Source organism: Streptomyces durocortorensis, assembly GCF_031760065.1.
Classification (GTDB): Bacteria; Actinomycetota; Actinomycetes; order Streptomycetales; family Streptomycetaceae; genus Streptomyces.
The window spans coordinates 4597053-4614879 of the sequence record NZ_CP134500.1 but is presented as its reverse complement, the minus strand read 5'-3'; the positions used below and the strand labels follow the sequence as shown (position 1 = coordinate 4614879).

The 17827-nt window shown below is 71.6% G+C and carries 14 protein-coding genes and 1 riboswitch; of the genes, 8 read left to right on the top strand and 6 right to left on the bottom strand.

Annotation, left to right across the window (positions count from 1 at the left end):
- Positions 1–153: 153 nt before the first annotated feature.
- Together RI138_RS20660 and RI138_RS20655 are read left to right on the top strand one after the other, a co-directional pair.
- Positions 154–1626 carry an SWIM zinc finger family protein gene (locus tag RI138_RS20660; protein ID WP_311121111.1) on the top strand — a complete coding sequence of 491 codons (1473 nt, stop codon included), beginning with the start codon at positions 154–156 and terminating at the stop codon, positions 1624–1626.
- A gap of 222 nt (positions 1627–1848) precedes the next feature.
- Positions 1849–3561 carry a DUF5691 domain-containing protein gene (locus RI138_RS20655; RefSeq protein WP_311121110.1) on the top strand — a complete coding sequence of 571 codons (1713 nt, stop codon included), beginning with the start codon at positions 1849–1851 and terminating at the stop codon, positions 3559–3561.
- Between the two features lie 136 nt (positions 3562–3697).
- On the opposite strand, the gene RI138_RS20650 is transcribed toward RI138_RS20655, so the two are convergent.
- Positions 3698–4111, bottom strand: a complete 414-nt coding sequence (locus tag RI138_RS20650; protein ID WP_096631838.1) for a cobalamin B12-binding domain-containing protein — start codon at positions 4109–4111, stop codon at positions 3698–3700.
- 470 nt (positions 4112–4581) lie between these two features.
- Between RI138_RS20650 and RI138_RS20645 the strand changes: the two genes are divergently transcribed.
- Positions 4582–5430 carry a lipase family alpha/beta hydrolase gene (locus tag RI138_RS20645; RefSeq protein ID WP_311122953.1) on the top strand — a complete coding sequence of 283 codons (849 nt, stop codon included), beginning with the start codon at positions 4582–4584 and terminating at the stop codon, positions 5428–5430.
- 205 nt (positions 5431–5635) lie between these two features.
- Positions 5636–7318 carry a M23 family metallopeptidase gene (locus RI138_RS20640; protein WP_311121109.1) on the top strand — a complete coding sequence of 561 codons (1683 nt, stop codon included), beginning with the start codon at positions 5636–5638 and terminating at the stop codon, positions 7316–7318.
- Between the two features lie 60 nt (positions 7319–7378).
- Here the strand turns inward: RI138_RS20640 and pcrA are convergent, their stop codons facing one another.
- Positions 7379–9817 (bottom strand): DNA helicase PcrA, encoded by a 2439-nt coding sequence (pcrA, locus tag RI138_RS20635; protein WP_096631843.1) that lies wholly within the window; start codon positions 9815–9817, stop codon positions 7379–7381.
- Positions 9818–10075: 258 nt separating this feature from the next.
- A riboswitch (cyclic di-AMP (ydaO/yuaA leader) is annotated at positions 10076–10244 on the top strand.
- Between pcrA and RI138_RS20630 the strand changes: the two genes are divergently transcribed.
- Positions 10243–11433 (top strand): C40 family peptidase, encoded by a 1191-nt coding sequence (locus RI138_RS20630; RefSeq protein ID WP_311121108.1) that lies wholly within the window; start codon positions 10243–10245, stop codon positions 11431–11433. (Overlaps the previous riboswitch by 2 nt.)
- A 114-nt stretch (positions 11434–11547) precedes the next feature.
- Here the strand turns inward: RI138_RS20630 and RI138_RS20625 are convergent, their stop codons facing one another.
- Together RI138_RS20625 and RI138_RS20620 are read right to left on the bottom strand one after the other, a co-directional pair.
- Positions 11548–12159, bottom strand: coding sequence for a hypothetical protein (locus RI138_RS20625; protein ID WP_311121107.1), 612 nt, complete (start codon positions 12157–12159; stop codon positions 11548–11550).
- A 53-nt stretch (positions 12160–12212) separates the two neighbouring features.
- Positions 12213–12566, bottom strand: coding sequence for a hypothetical protein (locus RI138_RS20620; RefSeq protein WP_311121106.1), 354 nt, complete (start codon positions 12564–12566; stop codon positions 12213–12215).
- 252 nt (positions 12567–12818) lie between these two features.
- Between RI138_RS20620 and RI138_RS20615 the strand changes: the two genes are divergently transcribed.
- Positions 12819–13898 (top strand): C40 family peptidase, encoded by a 1080-nt coding sequence (locus tag RI138_RS20615; protein WP_311121105.1) that lies wholly within the window; start codon positions 12819–12821, stop codon positions 13896–13898.
- Positions 13899–13920: 22 nt separating this feature from the next.
- Here the strand turns inward: RI138_RS20615 and RI138_RS20610 are convergent, their stop codons facing one another.
- Both RI138_RS20610 and RI138_RS20605 read right to left on the bottom strand, forming a co-directional pair.
- The gene (locus tag RI138_RS20610; RefSeq protein WP_096631848.1) at positions 13921–14616 is read right to left on the bottom strand and encodes a LuxR C-terminal-related transcriptional regulator; all 696 of its coding nucleotides are present in this window, start codon (positions 14614–14616) and stop codon (positions 13921–13923) included.
- Entirely contained in the window at positions 14613–15899 is a 1287-nt protein-coding gene (locus RI138_RS20605; protein ID WP_311121104.1) for a PspC domain-containing protein, read from the bottom strand. The genes RI138_RS20610 and RI138_RS20605 overlap by 4 nt, the downstream gene beginning before the upstream one ends.
- Positions 15900–16525: 626 nt before the next feature.
- Here RI138_RS20605 and RI138_RS20600 point away from each other — a divergent pair.
- Together RI138_RS20600 and RI138_RS20595 are read left to right on the top strand one after the other, a co-directional pair.
- A complete protein-coding gene (locus tag RI138_RS20600; RefSeq protein ID WP_311121103.1) occupies positions 16526–17587 on the top strand; it encodes a glycosyltransferase family 2 protein in 1062 nt (353 codons plus the stop codon).
- A complete protein-coding gene (locus RI138_RS20595) occupies positions 17578–17775 on the top strand; it encodes a hypothetical protein (protein WP_096631853.1) in 198 nt (65 codons plus the stop codon). The genes RI138_RS20600 and RI138_RS20595 overlap by 10 nt, the downstream gene beginning before the upstream one ends.
- The last annotated feature ends 52 nt before the right edge of the window (positions 17776–17827 follow it).

The window sequence follows — 17827 nt, the reverse complement described above, 5'->3', positions numbered from 1 at the left end:
CCTGATGTGGTTCCCACCGTGCACCATGCCACTGACAGCCAGCCCTGACCTGCGGTCATGTCCCGCGCAGCGGCAGCGCGAAGGGCAGGTCGGAGTGCGGGCGGGAGAACAGGCGGGAGGGGACTGTCAGTGGTGCCGCCTACCGTCGTTCCCATGCTGCTATCTCACGGGGGAGAACCCTCACCCACCGACGGACCGGTGGCGCGCCCGACGGTGGAACAGGTGCTGGCACTGGCCCCTGACGACGCCTCACGCAAGGCGGGCGCCAAGCTCGGAACAGCCGGACCGTGGTCCGGCACGGGGTTCGACGGCGCGGGCGCGGCGTGGGGGCTGTGCAAGGGAAGCGGGAGCACGCCGTATCGGACGATTGTCGACACCACCGGACCTGCGTACAAGTGCAGTTGCCCGAGTCGGAAGTTCCCGTGCAAGCACGCGCTCGGGCTGCTGCTGCTCCGGGCGGCCGACGACGGGGTGTTCCAGCGGGGCGAGCCCGCCGACTGGGCCGCCCCGTGGATCGAGGGCCGCCGGATACGCGCGGCCGCGAAGGGCCGGGCCGCCGGGAACGACGAAGCCGCACCGGGGGCCGCCGACTCGGGACCCGCCGAGCCCGCCGCCCGGAAGCGGGCGGAGCGCCGGGCCGCCCGGATCACCGACGGGGCCCAGGAACTGGAACAGCGCCTCGCCGACCTGCTGCGGGGCGGCCTCGCGGCGGCCGACCGCTCGGGCTACGCCCTGTGGGAGGAGACCGCGGCCCGCATGGTCGACGCCCAGGCCCCCGGCCTGGCTGCCCGGGTACGGGAGCTGGGTGCGATCGCCGGGTCCGGGCCGGGCTGGCCGGTGCGGTTGCTGGAGGAGTGCGGCCTGCTCCACCTGCTGGCCACGGCCTGGCTCGGCCGGGAGCGGCTGCCGGACGCCCTGGCCGCGACGGTACGGACGAGGGTGGGCCTGCCGTCCTCCGCCGAAGGCCCCCCGGTCCGCGACCACTGGCTGGTCCTCGCGCAGTACGACACCCCCGATGGCAGGATCGTCGCCCGCCGGATCTGGCTGTACGGGCAGGGGTCGGGCCGTACGGCGCTGCTGCTCTCCTTCGGTGCGGCGGGCCGCTCCCCCGCGCAGGCGCTGCCGGTGGGCGCGACGATCGACGCCGAGCTGACCCCATATCCGGGCGGCGGGCGGCTCCGGGCCGAGCTGGGGCAGCAGTTCGGAACCCTCACCCCGGCCACGACCCTGTCAAACACCGCCCCGGCCGCACCCCTGCCGGGCACCGCCCCGGCCACACCCCCGCCCGGGATCACCGCGGCCGCCGCGCCCGCCGTCTACGGGGAGGCGCTGCGGGACGACCCCTGGCTGGACGCCTGTCCGGTCACCCTGCGCGAGGTCATACCCGTACCGTCCAAGAACGGCTGGCAGCTGGCGGACTCCCAGGCGGATTCCGCCCTGCCGATCAATCCGGCCGCGCTGCACCGGCCCGGTTTGTGGAAGCTCGTCGCACTGTCCGGCGGCGGCCCGGTCACCGTGTTCGGCGAAATCGGCCACCGCGGCTTCGACCCGTTCGCGGCCTGGGACCCGGAGGGCGGGGCGGAGTCCGGTGCCGCTACGGGAGGGGCCCTGGTGCAACTGGTCTGATCCCGGGAGCCGTTCAGGCCCGGTGCCGTTGACGCCGGGCGTCGTTGGCACTTGGTGCCCTTGAGGCCGGGTGCCGTTGACGCCGGGCTCCGCCACGCCCCGGCGACAGCGACGACGACCTGGTAGCCGTACCACCCGCCGCCCGCGTCCGACACCCACGCACAGCCACCACGCAATCACCGCCACCGCCACCGCCACCGCCACCGGAACTGGAGGGGAACGATGCCTCGTACGACCGCCGACCGCCCGGCCGGAAACGCAACCACGGACCCGCACCGGAACAGGGCCCTTGACGCAACCACCCCCACCCCCGCCGCCCCCGCCCCTGCCTCGACCTGGGCCGTCGACGCGCTCCCCTGGGAGGAGCTGGTCACCTCGGCGCTGCTCGGCACCGACCGCCGACCGCCGGTGCCGCAGGGCGCCCCCGCACCGGCCGACGGCCCCGCCGCGCTGCTGGACGCGGCCGCGCTGCACACCGTGCGGCAGCGGGCGGGACTGCTGCCCGCCGCACCCGAGGCCCGTCCGGAGCTCACCGCCCCCGATCCGCGCCCGCCGCTCCCCGAGGCCGCCCGGCAGCGGCTCGCCCACCTGCTCGCCGACCGGGCCGGGCCCTCGGGCGGCGGGCGGCGCGGATCGGCGCCCGACCTCACCGAACTGATTCCCCAGTGGCTGGCCACCGCCAACCGGAAGGGCTTCCGGGCCCCGGCCGCCTTGGTGCCCGCGCTGCTGGACGCCGCTCGTGCCCGCACCGATCTGCGGCCGCAGGCGCTCGCGTTCGCGGGGCCGCGGGGGCTGTGGCTGGCCGGGCTGAACACCGAGTGGAAGTTCGCCCTGCGCGGTTCCGCGAACGGATCGGTCCAACCCGACATCACCGACCCGGAGGCGGTGCGCAGCCTGTGGGAGGAGGGGCTGTTCGCGGAGCGGATCGCGCTGCTCGACGCCGTACGGGCCCAGGATCCGCCGGCCGCACTGGCCCTCCTCGCCACGACCTGGTCCACTGAACGGGCCGAGGACCGGCTGATGTTCCTGGACTCGCTGCGGACCGGGCTCAGCGGTGACGACGAGCCCTTCCTGGAGCAGGCCCTGTCGGACCGCAGCCGCAATGTCCGCGCCACTGCCGCCGAGCTGCTGTCCGCCCTGCCCGGGTCTGCACTCGCCGGGCGGATGGCGGCCCGCGCGACGTCCTGTGTGAACCCGGACCGTTCGGGAGGCGGTGCGTCCATCGCCGTGGAGGCGCCGCACGAGTGCGACGCGGGCATGCAGCGCGACGGTGTCGCCGCTGTCCCGCCCACGGGCCGGGGCGAACGGTCCTGGTGGCTGGGGCAGTTGGTGGAGGCCACGCCGCTCGGCATCTGGGAGGAACGGTTCGGCGGGCGCCCGGCCGAGGACATCGTGGCCCTGCCCGTCGCCGACGAGTGGGCCGTCGAACTGCACACCGCGTGGTGCCGGGCGGCGGTGCGCCAGCGCAATCCGCAGTGGGCACGAGCCCTGCTCGGGGCCCCTTCGGCGCCTCCGGCGAGCGGCCCGGGGACCGCCTCGATCGCCGAGCGTTCGAAGCTGCTTGCGACCCTTCCCCAGACCGAACGCGCCTCCTGGATAGCCGAGTTCGTCGCGGCACACGGCCTGTCGGAGGCGTTCCAACTGCTCGGGGTCTGCGCGGTCCCTTGGACCGGGCCGCTCGGGCGCGCGGTGGTGGACGCGCTCGACATCGCTCGGGACGGCGGGAGTTATCCGTGGAGCTTCAGCGGGGTGATGGGCCTCGCGGAACGCTGCCTGGACCCGGCCGAGGCCGATCGACTGGAAGTCCTCACGGCCGCGCAGGACGAACAGGAGGGCGCGTCGCCCGGAGCCGGAGGGTACTGGTCGGAGGCCTTCCAGCGCCTGGTCTCCACTCTGCGGCTGCGCGCCGCGATGGAGGCGGAGCTGACAACCTGACGGCCCCGCTCCCGCCTCCTCGCACCTGAAGCACCCAGGCCCGCACCCACACCGGCACCGGCACCGGCACCCAAGTCCAGGCCCAGGCCCAGGCCCAGGCCCGAGCCAACGCCCAGGCCCGCACCCACGTCCGGGCTCAGGTCTGCGCGGGCTGGCGGACGTTGGCGTTGACCCAGTCGACGATCTCGGTCGTCGTCGCCCCCGGCGTGAAGAGCTCGGCCACGCCCAGCTTCTTCAGCGGAGGGATGTCCGCCTCCGGGATGATCCCGCCGCCGAACACCTTGATGTCCTCCGCCTCCCGCTCCTTCAGCAGCTCGATCACCTTCGCGAAGAGCGTGTTGTGCGCTCCGGACAGGATCGAGAGGCCGATGGCGTCGGCGTCCTCCTGGATCGCCGTGTCGACGATCTGCTCGGGGGTCTGGTGGAGCCCCGTATAGATCACCTCCATACCGGCATCACGCAACGCCCGTGCGATCACCTTGGCCCCGCGGTCATGGCCGTCGAGTCCCGGCTTGGCCACCACCACACGGATCGGACCGGTCACACCCATCACTGCCTCCACATGGTCTCCCGCGCCTGAAGGGCCGGGGATGTGAACGAACGTTATCCACAGCATCCCGCACGCCGCCGTTTCGCGGCAGGCGGGGAGGGGGAAATCACACGTGGGACATGTTCGCCAGGCGTCGTCCCCCGTCCACGCGGTGTTCCGGCCGCGCGGGGACCCGGCGCAAGGGGAGCCGCTACGAGGTCGCCGTACCACCGCGCCGCCAGCCGCACGGCACGGTGGTACGGCCATCTTCGCCCGACCGACCGGCTGACCGACCGGCTGGCCGACCCGGTCGCGACCTCGTGCCGACACCCCATGAGGGTCCACGGGGACGGGAGCCGCCTCCCCCGTGCACCAGTGCAGGAGGTCGGCCCGTGAAGGTCCTCCCTTTCCTCTCCCTACTGCTGAACCGCCCCCTACCGCTGAACCGCCCCGGGCTGCTACGTCTCCCCGGACTGCTGCACCGCGCCGGAATGCCGCACCTCGCCGGACCGCTCGCCCGCCCCGGGCGCCCGGGCCCCCGCCTCTCCTCCGCGCTGCTCGGCGCCACCGCACTGGAGCTGGTCGTCCTCGCCGGGCACCTGGCTGTCTACCCCTTCGGCCTCACCCCGGAGCGCCGCCGGCCGGTTCCCTCGCCCGACCCGTCGCCCGCCCCGCACCTCGCCCCGGCCTCCGCCCCGCCGCCCGTCGTCCTGCTGCACGGGTTCATCGACAACCGCTCCGTCTTCCTCCTCCTGCGCCGGACGCTGTCCCGGCACGGCCGCCGGCACCTGGAGTCCCTCAACTACTCCCCGCTGACACGCGACATCCGTACAGCCGCCGAACTGCTCGGCCGACATGTGGAGGAGATCTGCGCGCGTACCGGGCACCGCCGGGTCGACATCGTCGGGCACAGCCTCGGCGGACTGATCGCCCGGTACTACGTGCAGCGGCTCGGCGGTGACCACCGGGTCCGCACCCTGGTCACGCTCGGCACGCCGCACAGCGGCACCGCCGTCGCACCGGGGGCGGGTATTCACCCCATCGTGCGGCAGATGCGCGGCGGGTCCTCCGTGATCGAGGAGCTGCGCAGCCCCGCACCCGGTTGCCGGACGCGGTTCGTCAGTTTCTGGAGCGAGCTGGACCAGGTGATGGTCCCGGTCGAGACAGCGTGCGTCGACCACTCCGACCTCGACGCCGTGAACGTACGCGTCACCGGCATCGGGCACCTCGCGCTGCCCGTACATCCGGCGGTGGCCGCCGCCGTCCGTGAGGCGCTCGATGCGTGCGAGGCGCGGGAGGACACATCCGCCTCCGACGGAACGACAGCTTCCGCGGCCTGAAATAGAACATCTATCGAACGTAGGGCCAAGGCTGTGCCAGTCGTCCACCGAAAGACGGCCGATTGCCCGTTTCCTGCGGCCGTAAAACCTGTCGAAGATTGTCGTCCTCACATACTGCCGGGTACAGTCGCGGCCACTGCTTCCCCCTGGGGACCCGCTGACCGGGACCCAGAACAGTCCTGCTGCCGAGGCGAGAGAGAAGTTGGTGAACGACCAGCACCCCCACGCCGGGCCCGTCGGGTACGACAGTCAGTCGACCGGCAGCTTCGCCACCGACCCGCTCTTCGGCTCCCTTCCGGGTGCGCACGAATCCGGCCAAGCAGCCGGCTACGACTCGGCCCATCAGGCCACCGCGACCGCCACCACCGGGTACGACGGCACCTACGGCGGTGAGTCCTACGGCGGCTACAGCGGCGCGTACGACTCCACCGCCTGGGACACGGGCGCCCAGCAGACGGCCACGGCCGCCGCGGCCGCCACGTACGACGGCTACACGGATCATTCGCAGGTCCACCAGCAGTGGGACACGACCGGGCAGCAGTGGGACGCCACCGGCGCCTGGCAGCAGACCGTCGACCAGGACGCGACCGGCCAGTGGACGGCCACCGAGACCGGCGCCTTCCCCACCACCGCGTTCAGTTCCGCCCCGTACGGCACGGACGCCTACGACACCGGGGCGTATCCGGTCGGCACCGCCTACGGGACCGACGGCGGCTACAGGGCCGACGGCGGCTACGGGACCGACGCGTACGACACCGGGGCCCACGACACCACCGCCTTCGCCACCGGCACCTACACGGCCGACGGGTACGAAACCGGTGCGTACGGCACGAGCGCGTACGGCACCGGCACGTACGACACGGGTGCCTACGACGCGACCGCCTGGAACTCCGGCGCCACGCCCGAGGAGTCCGCGTACGGACCCGAACAGACGTCGTATCCGCTGTACGAACAGCAGACTCACGAAGGGGGCGTGGAAGCGGGCACGGACACAGCCCCGTCCTCCACCGCCGAGCTCGCCACCGAGGCAGCCCCCGCCACCGACGACGCTCCGGAGCCGGACGCCGAGGACTACGCGAACCACGCGCCCGCCCCGCACCCCGTGAACCGCGCCGTCGTCCGCCCACCCGCCGCCCGCAACCGGGCCCGGCGCCGCAGCCCCGCCAAGCGCTCCGCGCTCCTGACCGTCGCGGTGCCCTCCGCCTGCGTGATGAGCGTCGCGGGCATCGCCGCCGCCTCGGTCAGCGGGATGTCCGGCGGCGAGGAGAAGCCGGAGGAGGCGACCGCCTCCATGGCGATCGCCGACCCCAGCACGGTCAAGACGGTCGCCGCCAACAACAAGCTCGACAACCAGCTGGAACAGCTCTCCGAGGGCAGCGCCGACTTCCGCGAGCGCGCGAGCCGCACCCAGGAACGCATCGACCTGCGGGAGCGGCAGGCGGCGGAGAAGAAGAAGCGCGAGGAGGAGGCCGCACGCCGCGAGGCGCTGCGCCCCAAGTTCGTCCTGCCCGTGAAGCAGCACGGGCTGAGCGCCTACTACGGCCAGGCGGGCATCAACTGGATGTCCGTGCACACGGGCATCGACTTCCCCGTCTCGTACGGCACTCCGGTGATGGCCGCGACCGACGGCACCGTGCGCACACAGCTGAACAGCGCGTACGGGGTCATGGCGATCGTGACCGCGGCCGACGGCACGGAGACCTGGTACTGCCACCTCAGCAGCACCAAGATCCGCTCGGGCCCGGTCAAGGCCGGTGACGTCATCGCGTACTCCGGGAATTCGGGCAACTCCACCGGCCCGCACCTGCACTTCGAGGTCCGGCCGGGCGGCGGCGCGGCGGTCGACCCGCTGGCGTGGCTGCGCAGCAAGGGCGTCGACCCGACCTGACACGCGCACATGGTGAAGGGGGCCCCGGGCGTGGGGCCCCCTTCACCATGTTCTCCGCCGCTACAGCTTCTCGACCGGCGCGTACCGCAGCAGCAGCTTCTTCGGGCGTTCGTCCCCGAAGTCGACCGTCGCCTTGGCCTGGTCGCCCACGCCTTCGACGGCCGTCACCGTGCCGAGGCCGAACTGGTCGTGGGTGACCCGGTCCCCCACCACCAGGGTGACGACCGGCTTCTCCGTACCGCGCCGGGTCGCGAAACCCGAGGGGCCGGAGCGGGAGCGGGAGGAGGAGAGCGAGGACGTGATGCCCGAGGTGGGTCCGGCCGGGGCGGCCATCGGGCCCTTGCGCTTCCAGTCCAGGTGCTCGTCCGGGATCTCCTCCAGGAACCGCGAGGGCGGGTTGTACGACGGCTGGCCCCAGGCACTGCGCATGGCGGCGCGGGTGAGGTAGAGGCGTTCGCGGGCGCGGGTGATGCCGACGTAGGCGAGGCGGCGCTCCTCCTCCAGCTCCTTGGTCTGGCCGAGGGCCCGCATGTGCGGGAAGACGCCGTCCTCCATGCCGGTGAGGAAGACGACCGGGAACTCCAGGCCCTTCGCCGTGTGCAGGGTCATCAGCGTGATGACGCCGGAGCCGTCCCCGTCCTCGTCGGGGATCTGGTCGGAGTCGGCGACGAGCGCGACCTTCTCCAGGAACTCCGCGAGGGTGCCCGCGCCCTCCGTCTCGCCTCGCTCCTGCTCGAATTCGAGGGCGACGGCGGCGAGTTCCTGGAGGTTCTCGATGCGGGTCTCGTCCTGCGGGTCGGTGGATGCCTGGAGTTCGGCGAGATAGCCCGTGCGCTCCAGGACCGCTTCCAGCACGACGGCTGGGCCGGCGCCGGACTCGACGATCGTGCGCAGCTCCTCCATCAGCGTGTTGAACCGCTTGACGGCGTTGGCCGAGCGGGCGGCCATGCCGTAGGCCTCGTCGACGCGGCGCAGCGCCTGCGGGAAGGAGATCTTCTCGCGCAGCGAGAGGGCGTCGATCATCGCTTCGGCGCGGTCGCCGATGCCGCGCTTGGGCACGTTGAGGATGCGGCGCAGCGGGACGGTGTCCTCGGGGTTGGCGAGGACACGGAGGTAGGCCAGGACGTCCCGGACCTCCTTGCGCTCGTAGAAGCGCACACCGCCGACGACCTTGTAGGGCAGGCCGACGCGGATGAAGATCTCTTCGAAGACACGGGACTGGGCGTTGGTCCGGTAGAACACGGCGACGTCGCCCGCCTTGGCATCGCCCTTGTCGGTGAGGCGGTCGATCTCCTCGGCGACGAACTGGGCCTCGTCGTGCTCGGTGTCCGCGACATAGCCGGTGATGCGGGCGCCGCTGCCGGCGTTGGTCCAGAGGTTCTTGGGGCGGCGGCTCTCGTTGCGCTCGATGACCGCGTTGGCGGCGGAGAGGATCGTCTGCGTGGAGCGGTAGTTCTGCTCCAGGAGGATCGTCGTCGCGTCCGGGTAGTCCTCCTCGAACTGGAGGATGTTGCGGATGGTCGCACCCCGGAAGGCGTAGATCGACTGGTCCGCGTCGCCCACCACGCACAGCTCTGCGGGGGCGTCGTGCTCCCCGGCCGGGCCGACCAGCTCCCGTACCAGCGTGTACTGGGCGTGGTTGGTGTCCTGGTACTCGTCGACCAGGACGTGACGGAAGCGGCGGCGGTAGTGCTCGGCGACATCCGGGAAGGCCTGGAGGAGGTGGACCGTCGTCATGATGATGTCGTCGAAGTCCAGGGCGTTGGCCTCGCGCAGACGGGCCTGGTAGAGCGTGTACGCCTGGGCGAGGGTCTTCTCGAAGCCATCGGCAGCCTGCCCGGCGAAGGTCTCCTCGTCGATGAGCTCGTTCTTGAGGTTGGAGACCTTGGCGGTGAAGGACTTCGGCGGATAGCGCTTGGGGTCCAGGTCGAGGTCGCGGCAGACCAGGGCCATCAGGCGCTTGGAGTCGGCGGCGTCGTAGATCGAGAACGACGAGGTGAAGCCGAGCTTCTTGGACTCGCGGCGCAGGATGCGGACGCACGCGCTGTGGAAGGTCATGACCCACATGGCGTTGGCGCGCGGGCCGACGAGCTGCTCGACGCGCTCCTTCATCTCGCCCGCGGCCTTGTTGGTGAAAGTGATCGCGAGGATCTGCCCGGGGTGGACCCCGCGCTCGGCCAGCAGATGGGCGATGCGGTGGGTGAGCACCCGGGTCTTGCCGGAGCCGGCCCCGGCGACGATGAGCAGCGGGGACCCGGCGTGCACGACGGCGGCGCGCTGTTCGGTGTTGAGCCCGTCGAGCAGCGCGGCGGAGTCGATCACCGGGCGCGGGTGACCGTCGCGGTAATACCCGTCCCGGGGCGGCGGGGGCGCGTCGAAGACGCCCTCGAAGAGTCCCTCCGGCACCGCTTCGGGTGCGTGGTCCTCGGGGGGCGGCGGAGGGCCGTCCTCCGCGGGCTGGAGGCCGGTCAGGAAGCTGTCGTCAAAGAGGCTGCTCATCGCCTCCCGAGTCTAGGCGGCCGTACTGACAACCTTCCGCCGAAGTCCGGAAGGGGCCGTTCACACCGGCACACACGGACAGCGGACGTCCACGTTCCGTGAAGGAGTGCCCGGTCGGAGGGGGTGCGGGGCGCCTGATCCGCGAAGGTCACGAAAATGTATCGGGCATATCGCTCATCGTCCTTCCCAGCGGCGGGGCCGGTTGGCTAGCGTGCTCGGTCAGGTGATCCGTACCTCCCTGAGGCGAACCGCGCCTGACGGACACCTCCGCCGAATCCGGCCTGCCCTCGCGGCAGTTCGGAACCGGGGACCCACACGCAGAACCGGGGTGAATCGGTCCGTACCTCTCCCGTCCGGACCGTAGGACAGCCTTCCGTTCCCGTCCGAACCCGACAGCTAACCCGGTAGGCGGTCCACGGAAGGAGATGCCGGTCTTGGCATCGCATCGCAAGCCGCGCGCGAAAGTGCGCACCGCCACACCCGCCGTCGGGCTGACGACGGCCGCGCTGGCCTCCGTCACCCTGCTCTCCACGCAGAGCGCGACGGCCGCGCCCGCCGAGCCCAAGCCCGCCGTCGAGGAAGTCCAGAAGAAGGTCGACGCCCTCTACCGGCAGGCGGGCTCCGCGACCCAGGAGTACAACCGGGCCAAGGCCGCCTCCGCGGCCCAGCAGACGAAGGTCGACACTCTGCTCTCCGACGTGGCGAAGCGGGCCGAGAAGATCAACGAGGCGCGCCGGGCGCTGGGGGCGTATGCGGCGGCGCAGTACCGCAGCGGCGGCATCGCGCCCACGGCCACGTTCTTCCTGGCGGACGACCCGCAGGGGTACTTCGACCAGAACCAGCTGATGAGCCGGGTGACGGAACGCCAGCAGAAGGCCGTCGTCGACTTCCGTACGCAGCAGGCCTCGGCGGCGAAGAAGCGCGCGGAGGCGGTGAAGAGCCTGGAGACCCTTACCGAGACGCAGGCCACGCTCGCCGCCAGCAAGAAGGACGTGCAGACCAAGCTCACCGAGGCCCGGTCCCTGCTCTCCCGGCTGACCGCCGAGGAGAAGGCGCGGCTGGCTGAGCTGGAGCGCAAGAAGGAGGCCGAGGCCAAGGAGAAGGCGGAGAAGCTGGCCCGCAAGCAGGCCGCCGAGGCGAAGCAGCGGGCCGAGGCCGAGGAGAAGGCCCGCGAGGAGGCCGCGAAGGAGTCGGGCGGCGGTACGGGGGCGGGCTCCGGTACGGGTACGGGTACGGACTCCGGCACCGGCGCGGGCAGCGGTTACGCCGCCAAGGCGGAGAAGGTGCTGGCCTTCGCGCGCGCCCAGATCGGGAAGCCGTACGTGTGGGGGGCCTCGGGCCCGTCCTCGTACGACTGCTCGGGGCTGACGCAGTCGGCGTGGCGCGAGGCGGGCGTGGACCTGCCCCGGACGACCTGGGACCAGGTGAAGGTCGGCACCCGGGTCGCCACCTCCGACCTCCAGCCCGGTGACCTGGTCTTCTTCTACGACGACATCAGCCACGTCGGCATCTACAAGGGCGACGGGATGATGATCCACGCCCCGAAGCCGGGTGCGAACGTGCGCGAGGAGTCGATCTACTACATGCCGATCTACGGGAGCGTGCGCCCGGCGTAGCAGGGGGAAGCGGGGTGCCGGGTGCCCGGGGTGCCGGGGTGCGGGAGCCGGGGTGCCAGGGCGCCGGGAGCTGCCGCCACCACCCGGGCTCCCCTGTCGGTCCCGACGGCCCGGTCAGTGACCGCCCTGGTTCCTGACGCAGGGCCCCGTTCCGGGCTGGGGTTCGATGTAGGCCCCGTGCACGTTGCTCGTGATCCCGTCCTGCGACGCGTTTCCGGAGACGCAGGCGTTCCCCGTGTGGACGCTGTAGAACCCGTGGCCGACGTAGACGCCGTGCTCCTCGCCGCAGCCGAGGTTCTTCAGCGCCTTTTTGAGCCGCTCGTCGCTGAGGTCGCCCTCCCGCATGGCCTGTTCCAGCTCGCCCCGGATGAGCTCGGCCGAGGCCTCTCCCCGGGCGCGGGCCTCCTCGGTCAGCTTCCCCGCCATGCGGTACGCGTGGTTGTCGGCGTAGTTGGGGGGCATGTCCGGGTGGCCCTGACCCGCCTCCTGGCGGTCGCCGCCCTCGTCCGGGGCGGGAGCGGAGGAGGCGGGAATCTCCTCGGGCGTCCGGTCCGACCGCGCGCACAGCGGCCGGGGGCTGAAGGAGGGCTGGGGGCTCGCGGAGGACGCGGCGGCCGATGCGGCCGATCGCACCTCGCCGCCCTGTTGGGTCCCGCACGCCGTCAGTGTGGCGGCGACGAGGACAGCGGCGGCGGCGGAACGTCTGAAGGGAATGTGTATGGGCATGGACACAGCATCCCGCCCAGGGGCGCGCTCGTTTCGAGCGGGGATGCTCAGGCTCAGGTCCAGATCGTGGCGATGAAGACGTTGGCGGCAGTCAGCCCGCCGACCGCCGCGAACGCGCCCTTGTCGACCGTCTCGTCGTCCCGCTTGACGTAGACCAGGGCGAGGATCACGACCAGCAGGGCGAGCTTGATGCCGATCTTGACGTTGTTCACGGCCTGGTCGTCTGCCTGGTTGAGGCCGACCAGAACCATGCCGGTGACAAGCATGGTCAGCGCGCCGTGCAGCATGGCGGGGGTGAAGCGGGCGGCGCCCGCCCCCATGGCCTTCATCTGCGTCAGGAAACCGCCCAGCAGGGAGGCGATGCCGATGATGTGCAGGGCGACGAAGACCTTGATGAGTACGTCCATGGCTCCGGAGCCTAGCCATGGCGAAGGTTTCACCTTTCAGTGAGGCGAACCTTCCTTGCGTACTTCCCCATGAGTGATCCCGATGGACTGAACCTGATCATCTTGAATGGCCCTGATCATCCGTGAACGAAGAAACGTCACATCAGGGCAATAGCTGTCATGCCGACTCTTTTCTCCGCGCCCGGATTAGCGTCCATCCCGGACCCCGTCGGCATCCCCCGGCGGGCAGCCGACAGGAAGGATGCCGCCCCCGTGGCAGCGCACCGCAGGTCAGCTCACCGAAAACCCAAGCAGCGCCCGCTCACCGGCCCTGCTGCCCGCACCGCGGCCACCCTGGCGCTCGCCGGGGCCGCAACCGCCGGATCGGTCACCGGGGCCGGGGCCGCCCCCGCCGAACCGGCGGCCCCCACCGCCACCCAGGTCCGGGCCAAGGTCGACCGGCTGTACCACGACGCCGAGGTCGCCACCGAGAAGTACAACGGGGCGAAGGAGAAGGCGGCTGCCGCCACCCGCAGCCTGGACGCCCTCACCGACGAGGCGGCCCGCCGCACCGGCCGCCTCAACACCGCCCGCAACGCGCTCGGTTCGCTGGCGACCGCCCAGTACCGCAGCGGAACGCTCGACCCGGCCGTACAGCTGGCGCTCTCCTCCGACCCCGACGCCTACCTGGAGCGTGCGGCCTTCCTCGACCGGGCGGGCGACCGCCGGCGGGGTGTGCTCAACGGCATCCGGCGGCAGATCTCCCAGATCTCCCAGGTGAAGGCCCGCGCCGACCGGGAGGCCGAGCGGCTCGCCGCCCGCCGCGCCGAACTGCACGAACACCGCACCGCGATCCGCACCAAACTGGCCGACGCCCGCAGGCTCCTGGACACCCTGACCGCGGACGAGCGCGCCGCGTACGAACGTTCCGCCGACGCCCGGCACGGCGGCGTCCCCGCCCACGCCGACCGCTCCACCGCCCGCACCTCCGTCGCCGCACCCAACTCCCGTGCCGCCCGGGCCATCGCCTTCGCCCACGGCGCGATCGGCAAGCCGTACGTCTGGGGCGCGACCGGCCCGAACGCCTTCGACTGCTCGGGCCTGACCCAGGCGGCGTGGAAGGCGGCGGGCGTCAGCCTGCCGCGGACCACCTACACCCAGATCAACGCCGGACAGCGAGTGCCCCGCTCCCAGCTGGCCCCCGGCGACCTGGTCTTCTTCTACTCCGGGATCAGCCATGTCGGCCTCTACATCGGCGGCGGCCGCATGATCCACGCCCCGCGCCCCGGCGCCCCGGTCCGCATCGCGCCCATCGACCAGATGCCGTTCGCGGGCGCGACCCGGGTGGCGTAAGCCCGTAACAGGCAGCGGCGCCTCAGACCAGGCGTCGCGCCGTCGCCCACCTCGTCAGCTCGTGCCGGTTGGAGAGCTGGAGCTTGCGGAGCACCGCCGAGACATGCGACTCGACCGTCTTCACCGAGATGAACAGCTGCTTGGCGATCTCCTTGTACGCGTAGCCGCGCGCGATCAGCCGCAGCACCTCGCGCTCGCGCTGGGTGAGGCGGTCCAGGTCCTCGTCGACCGGCGGGGCGTCCGTGGAGGCGAAGGCGTCCAGGACGAAACCGGCCAGGCGGGGCGAGAAGACCGCGTCGCCCTCCTGGACCCGGAAGACGGAGTCGACCAGGTCGGTGCCGGTGATCGTCTTGGTGACGTAGCCCCGCGCCCCGCCCCGGATGACCCCGATGACGTCCTCCGCGGCGTCCGAGACGGACAGGGCGAGGAAGCGGACCGGGTCCTCGGCGGCGCTCATCAGGGGGGCGCAGCGACGCAGCACCTCGACGCCGCCGCCGCCCGGGAGGTGGACGTCGAGGAGGACGACCTCGGGGCGGGTCGCGGTGATGACGGTGACCGCCTGGTCGACGTCGGCGGCCTCACCGACCACCTCGACGCCGGTCTCCTCGGTGCGGCCGATCTCGGCCTGCACCCCGGTGCGGAACATCCGGTGGTCGTCGACGAGCACGACCCGTACCCGCCGCTCCGGGCCCCCGGTGGCTTCGGTGTTCTCGGTCATTCGCTCGCCCTCTCCATCTCCAGCTCGACCTCGGTGCCCCCGCCGGGCACCGAACGCAGCCGGGCGCTGCCGCCGTTGCGCTGCATCCGGCCGATGATTGATTCTCGTACGCCCATGCGGTCCCCGGGAACCTCGTCCAGGTCGAAGCCCGGACCCCGGTCCCGTACGGACACGAAGACCGTACGGCCCTCGACCTCCGCGAAGACCTGCACGGCGCCGCCCTCGCCACCGTACTTGGCGGCATTCACCATCGCCTCGCGCGCGGCCTGCATCTGCGCGCTCAGCTTCTCGTCGAGCGGGCAGTCGCCGACCACGACGACTTCCAGGGGCACGCCGTGTTTGTCCTCGACCTCGGCGGCGGCCCGCTTGACCGCCTCGGCCAGGGTCTCCGGTTCGTCGTCCTCGTCCTTGCCGGTGCCCTCGGGGTTGTAGAGCCAGTTGCGCAGCTCGCGCTCCTGGGCGCGGGCGAGGCGTCTGACCTCGCCGCCGTCGTCCGCGTTGCGCTGGATCAGGGTGAGGGTGTGCAGCACCGAGTCGTGAACATGGGCGGCGACCTCGGCCCGCTCCTGGGCGCGGATGCGCATCAGGCGCTCCTCGGAGAGGTCCTGGGTCATCCGCACCAGGTAGGGGCCCGCGAGCAGGAAGATGCCGGTCAGCACGGCGATGGCGGCGGTGAGCACGTTGCCCAGCTGGGCCGCCGAGCCGCGTACGACGAGGAACACGGCTAGGCCGAGGCCGACCAGGGCCACTCCGGCGAAGCCGCGCGCCAGGTGGAGCAGCTTGCGGTTGCGGCCGACCTCCATCCAGCGGGCGCGGCGGGCGTTGTCCGCCTGCCGCCAGACCAGGACGGAACCCGCGCCGATCAGGAGGGTGGGCCAGATGTAGCGGTCGGCCTCGCTGCCCATGTCGACGTTGGCGACGAACGCGACGGCCCCGAAGGTGAGGGCGACCAGCGCGAAGACCTGGCCCCGGTCCGGTTTACGGAGCTTGCGGCGGCCGTCCGCGGCGGTCTCGAACACCGAGCGCGGGGCCTCGACGCCGCCGACGCCGAGCGGGACGACGATCCAGAACACCGCGTACAGCAGGGCGCCCAGGCCGTCGGTGAAGAACAGCCCGAGGAACACGAACCGCACCCAGGCGACCGGCAGCCCGAGGTGTCCGGCGAGCCCGCGCGCCACGCCGCCGAGCATCCGTCCGTCGGCGCTGCGGTACAGCTTGCGCTGCGGCGGCTCCTCCGGGTCGGCGGTGAGGGAGCTGGCGGCTCGGGCGGTGGCGGCTGGCATACCCCGATCGTCACACGCGCGGGCGCGGGGCGGCATCAGGGTCACCCCCCGAAGTGACCCTGATGCTGTCCCCGGCGCACGCATGGTGGTGGCGCCCCTCTCGATGCGGCCCGACGCGCGCCGGCACCTCTGGGACGCCCCCTTCTTGTACGACGGAGCCCCGGAGGGGCGCATGTGAGCTCGCTCACCGAACACCCGTCACCTCTCTGGCGCCTCATCAAATACGCATAAGGCAGCCTCAGTCGAGATCAGGCGGTTTCTCCCATAAGCGTGGCCGGCGAAGTGGCCGGAATATGCACCTCGCGCGTTGCCAACGCAATCAAAGGGAAAGGCCGGGCCAGAGTTCGCCATCTCTTCGCGATCCGTACACCGAGACAGGTCCAGACCAATGACGAGAGGTGTGTGATCATGACCGCTGCCAGGTGAACCAGGTACACAGTGCTGTGTGCTGCACACATCGATCCGCGCTCGACTGGAGAACCCTTATGGCATTGACAGGGCCAGCCCTGCTCGATTCCGAGGAAGCACTTCCCCTAGGCGCCGAAGCCGTCAGGCCGGCGCCGCCCCCAGCAGTGGCCGAGGTGTTACCGAAAGCGCATCGCGAACCAGCACACGACACCGTCGTCGTGATCCCGGCCCGGAACGAGGAAGCCGAAGTTCTCAGCTCCCTGGAGTCCCTGGCCGCCCAGACCCACCGCCCCGACCTGATCCTCGTCGTGGTGAACAACTCGACGGACGGCACGGAGCGGATCACCCGCGAGTTCGCCGGCCGGCCCGGCGTTCCGCAGACCCGGGTGCTGTGCCTGCCCGACAATCCCCACAAGAAGGCCGGGGCTCTCAACCATGCCCTCGCCGGTCTCGCCGAACAGTGCGGAGACCTCACCGGCGCGGCACGCTACGTCCTCGTCATGGACGCAGACACCTCCCTGCATCCGCGATTCGTCCAGCGGGCACGGATGGTCATGGAATCCGATCCGACTCTGGGCGGGGTGAGCGCCACCTGCTACGGCCGCAGCGGTCTGTGGCGGAACACATGGCAGCGCTACCTCGCCGGCATGCAGATCATCGAGTACGGGAGGTACGCCCACACACGCTCACGGACCGACCTGCACACCATGGCCGGTGCCGGTTCCTTCTACAGCACGGCCGCCCTTCAGCACCTCATCGACGCCCGCGGCGAAGTCTTCTGGCAGCACAGCGGCAACCTGGTCGAGGACTACGAGACAACGCTGTCGTTGAAGGAGGCGGGCTGGCGGGTGACCGCCAACCAGTACTGCGTCGCCTACACCGACCTGATGCCGGTTCTCGGCGACCTGGTGCGCCAACGGGAGCGCTGGGTACGCGGAACACTGGACATCATGCGGCAGCGCGGCTGGACCCGGCACACACGGCTCTCGATCGTCCAGTACGTACTCGGCCTCCTCGGCTTCGCCTACAGCCTCGGCTGGGTCGCCGTGTGGGCCGCCCAGTCCATCGCGCAGGGGCAGCCCGCCGGAGACCCGCTCTGGCTGCTCCTCCTGCTCGCCTGGTCGGTCTTCTCGGCGGTCCGGGTCATCCCGCTGGGCTGGAAGGCGATGCTGGTGTGCGCTCTGCTCCTACCGGAGCTGGTCTTCCAGTTCATCCGTACCTACTGGATGGGCGCCTCCCTGTGGCGCTCCTACACCTCCGGAGCGGCCACATGGGCGTGACACACACCCTTTCCGAGCTGGGCCCGCTCGGTCTGGTCTTCCTCGGTGTCAGCCTGCTGATCCTCCTGTTCAGCGTCGGCTGCTACCTGGCCTCGTTCGCCCGCAGGTGGCACGACGCGCGCGTCGTACACGAGCGCTCGGCGCGGCCGCCGGCCGTGTTCTCCTCCAGGGAGCCCTCCCCGGGGTGATCGGCAGCCCGGCCCGGGCGCCGGGGCGCGACGGGCGGACCAGCCTGCCGCG

Excerpts from the sequence above, each read along its gene's own strand:
- RI138_RS20605 (WP_311121104.1), bottom strand. The coding sequence starts at position 15,899 with ATGCCAGCCGCCACCGCCCGAGCCGCCAGCTCCCTCACCGCCGACCCG.
- pcrA (WP_096631843.1), bottom strand. The coding sequence starts at position 9,817 with ATGAGCAGCCTCTTTGACGACAGCTTCCTGACCGGCCTCCAGCCCGCG.
- RI138_RS20650 (WP_096631838.1), bottom strand. The coding sequence starts at position 4,111 with ATGGGTGTGACCGGTCCGATCCGTGTGGTGGTGGCCAAGCCGGGACTC.
- RI138_RS20625 (WP_311121107.1), bottom strand. The coding sequence starts at position 12,159 with ATGCCCATACACATTCCCTTCAGACGTTCCGCCGCCGCCGCTGTCCTC.
- RI138_RS20655 (WP_311121110.1), top strand. The coding sequence starts at position 1,849 with ATGCCTCGTACGACCGCCGACCGCCCGGCCGGAAACGCAACCACGGAC.
- RI138_RS20645 (WP_311122953.1), top strand. The coding sequence starts at position 4,582 with ATGCCGCACCTCGCCGGACCGCTCGCCCGCCCCGGGCGCCCGGGCCCC.
- RI138_RS20660 (WP_311121111.1), top strand. The coding sequence starts at position 154 with ATGCTGCTATCTCACGGGGGAGAACCCTCACCCACCGACGGACCGGTG.
- RI138_RS20620 (WP_311121106.1), bottom strand. The coding sequence starts at position 12,566 with ATGGACGTACTCATCAAGGTCTTCGTCGCCCTGCACATCATCGGCATC.
- RI138_RS20595 (WP_096631853.1), top strand. The coding sequence starts at position 17,578 with ATGGGCGTGACACACACCCTTTCCGAGCTGGGCCCGCTCGGTCTGGTC.
- RI138_RS20610 (WP_096631848.1), bottom strand. The coding sequence starts at position 14,616 with ATGACCGAGAACACCGAAGCCACCGGGGGCCCGGAGCGGCGGGTACGG.
- RI138_RS20630 (WP_311121108.1), top strand. The coding sequence starts at position 10,243 with ATGCCGGTCTTGGCATCGCATCGCAAGCCGCGCGCGAAAGTGCGCACC.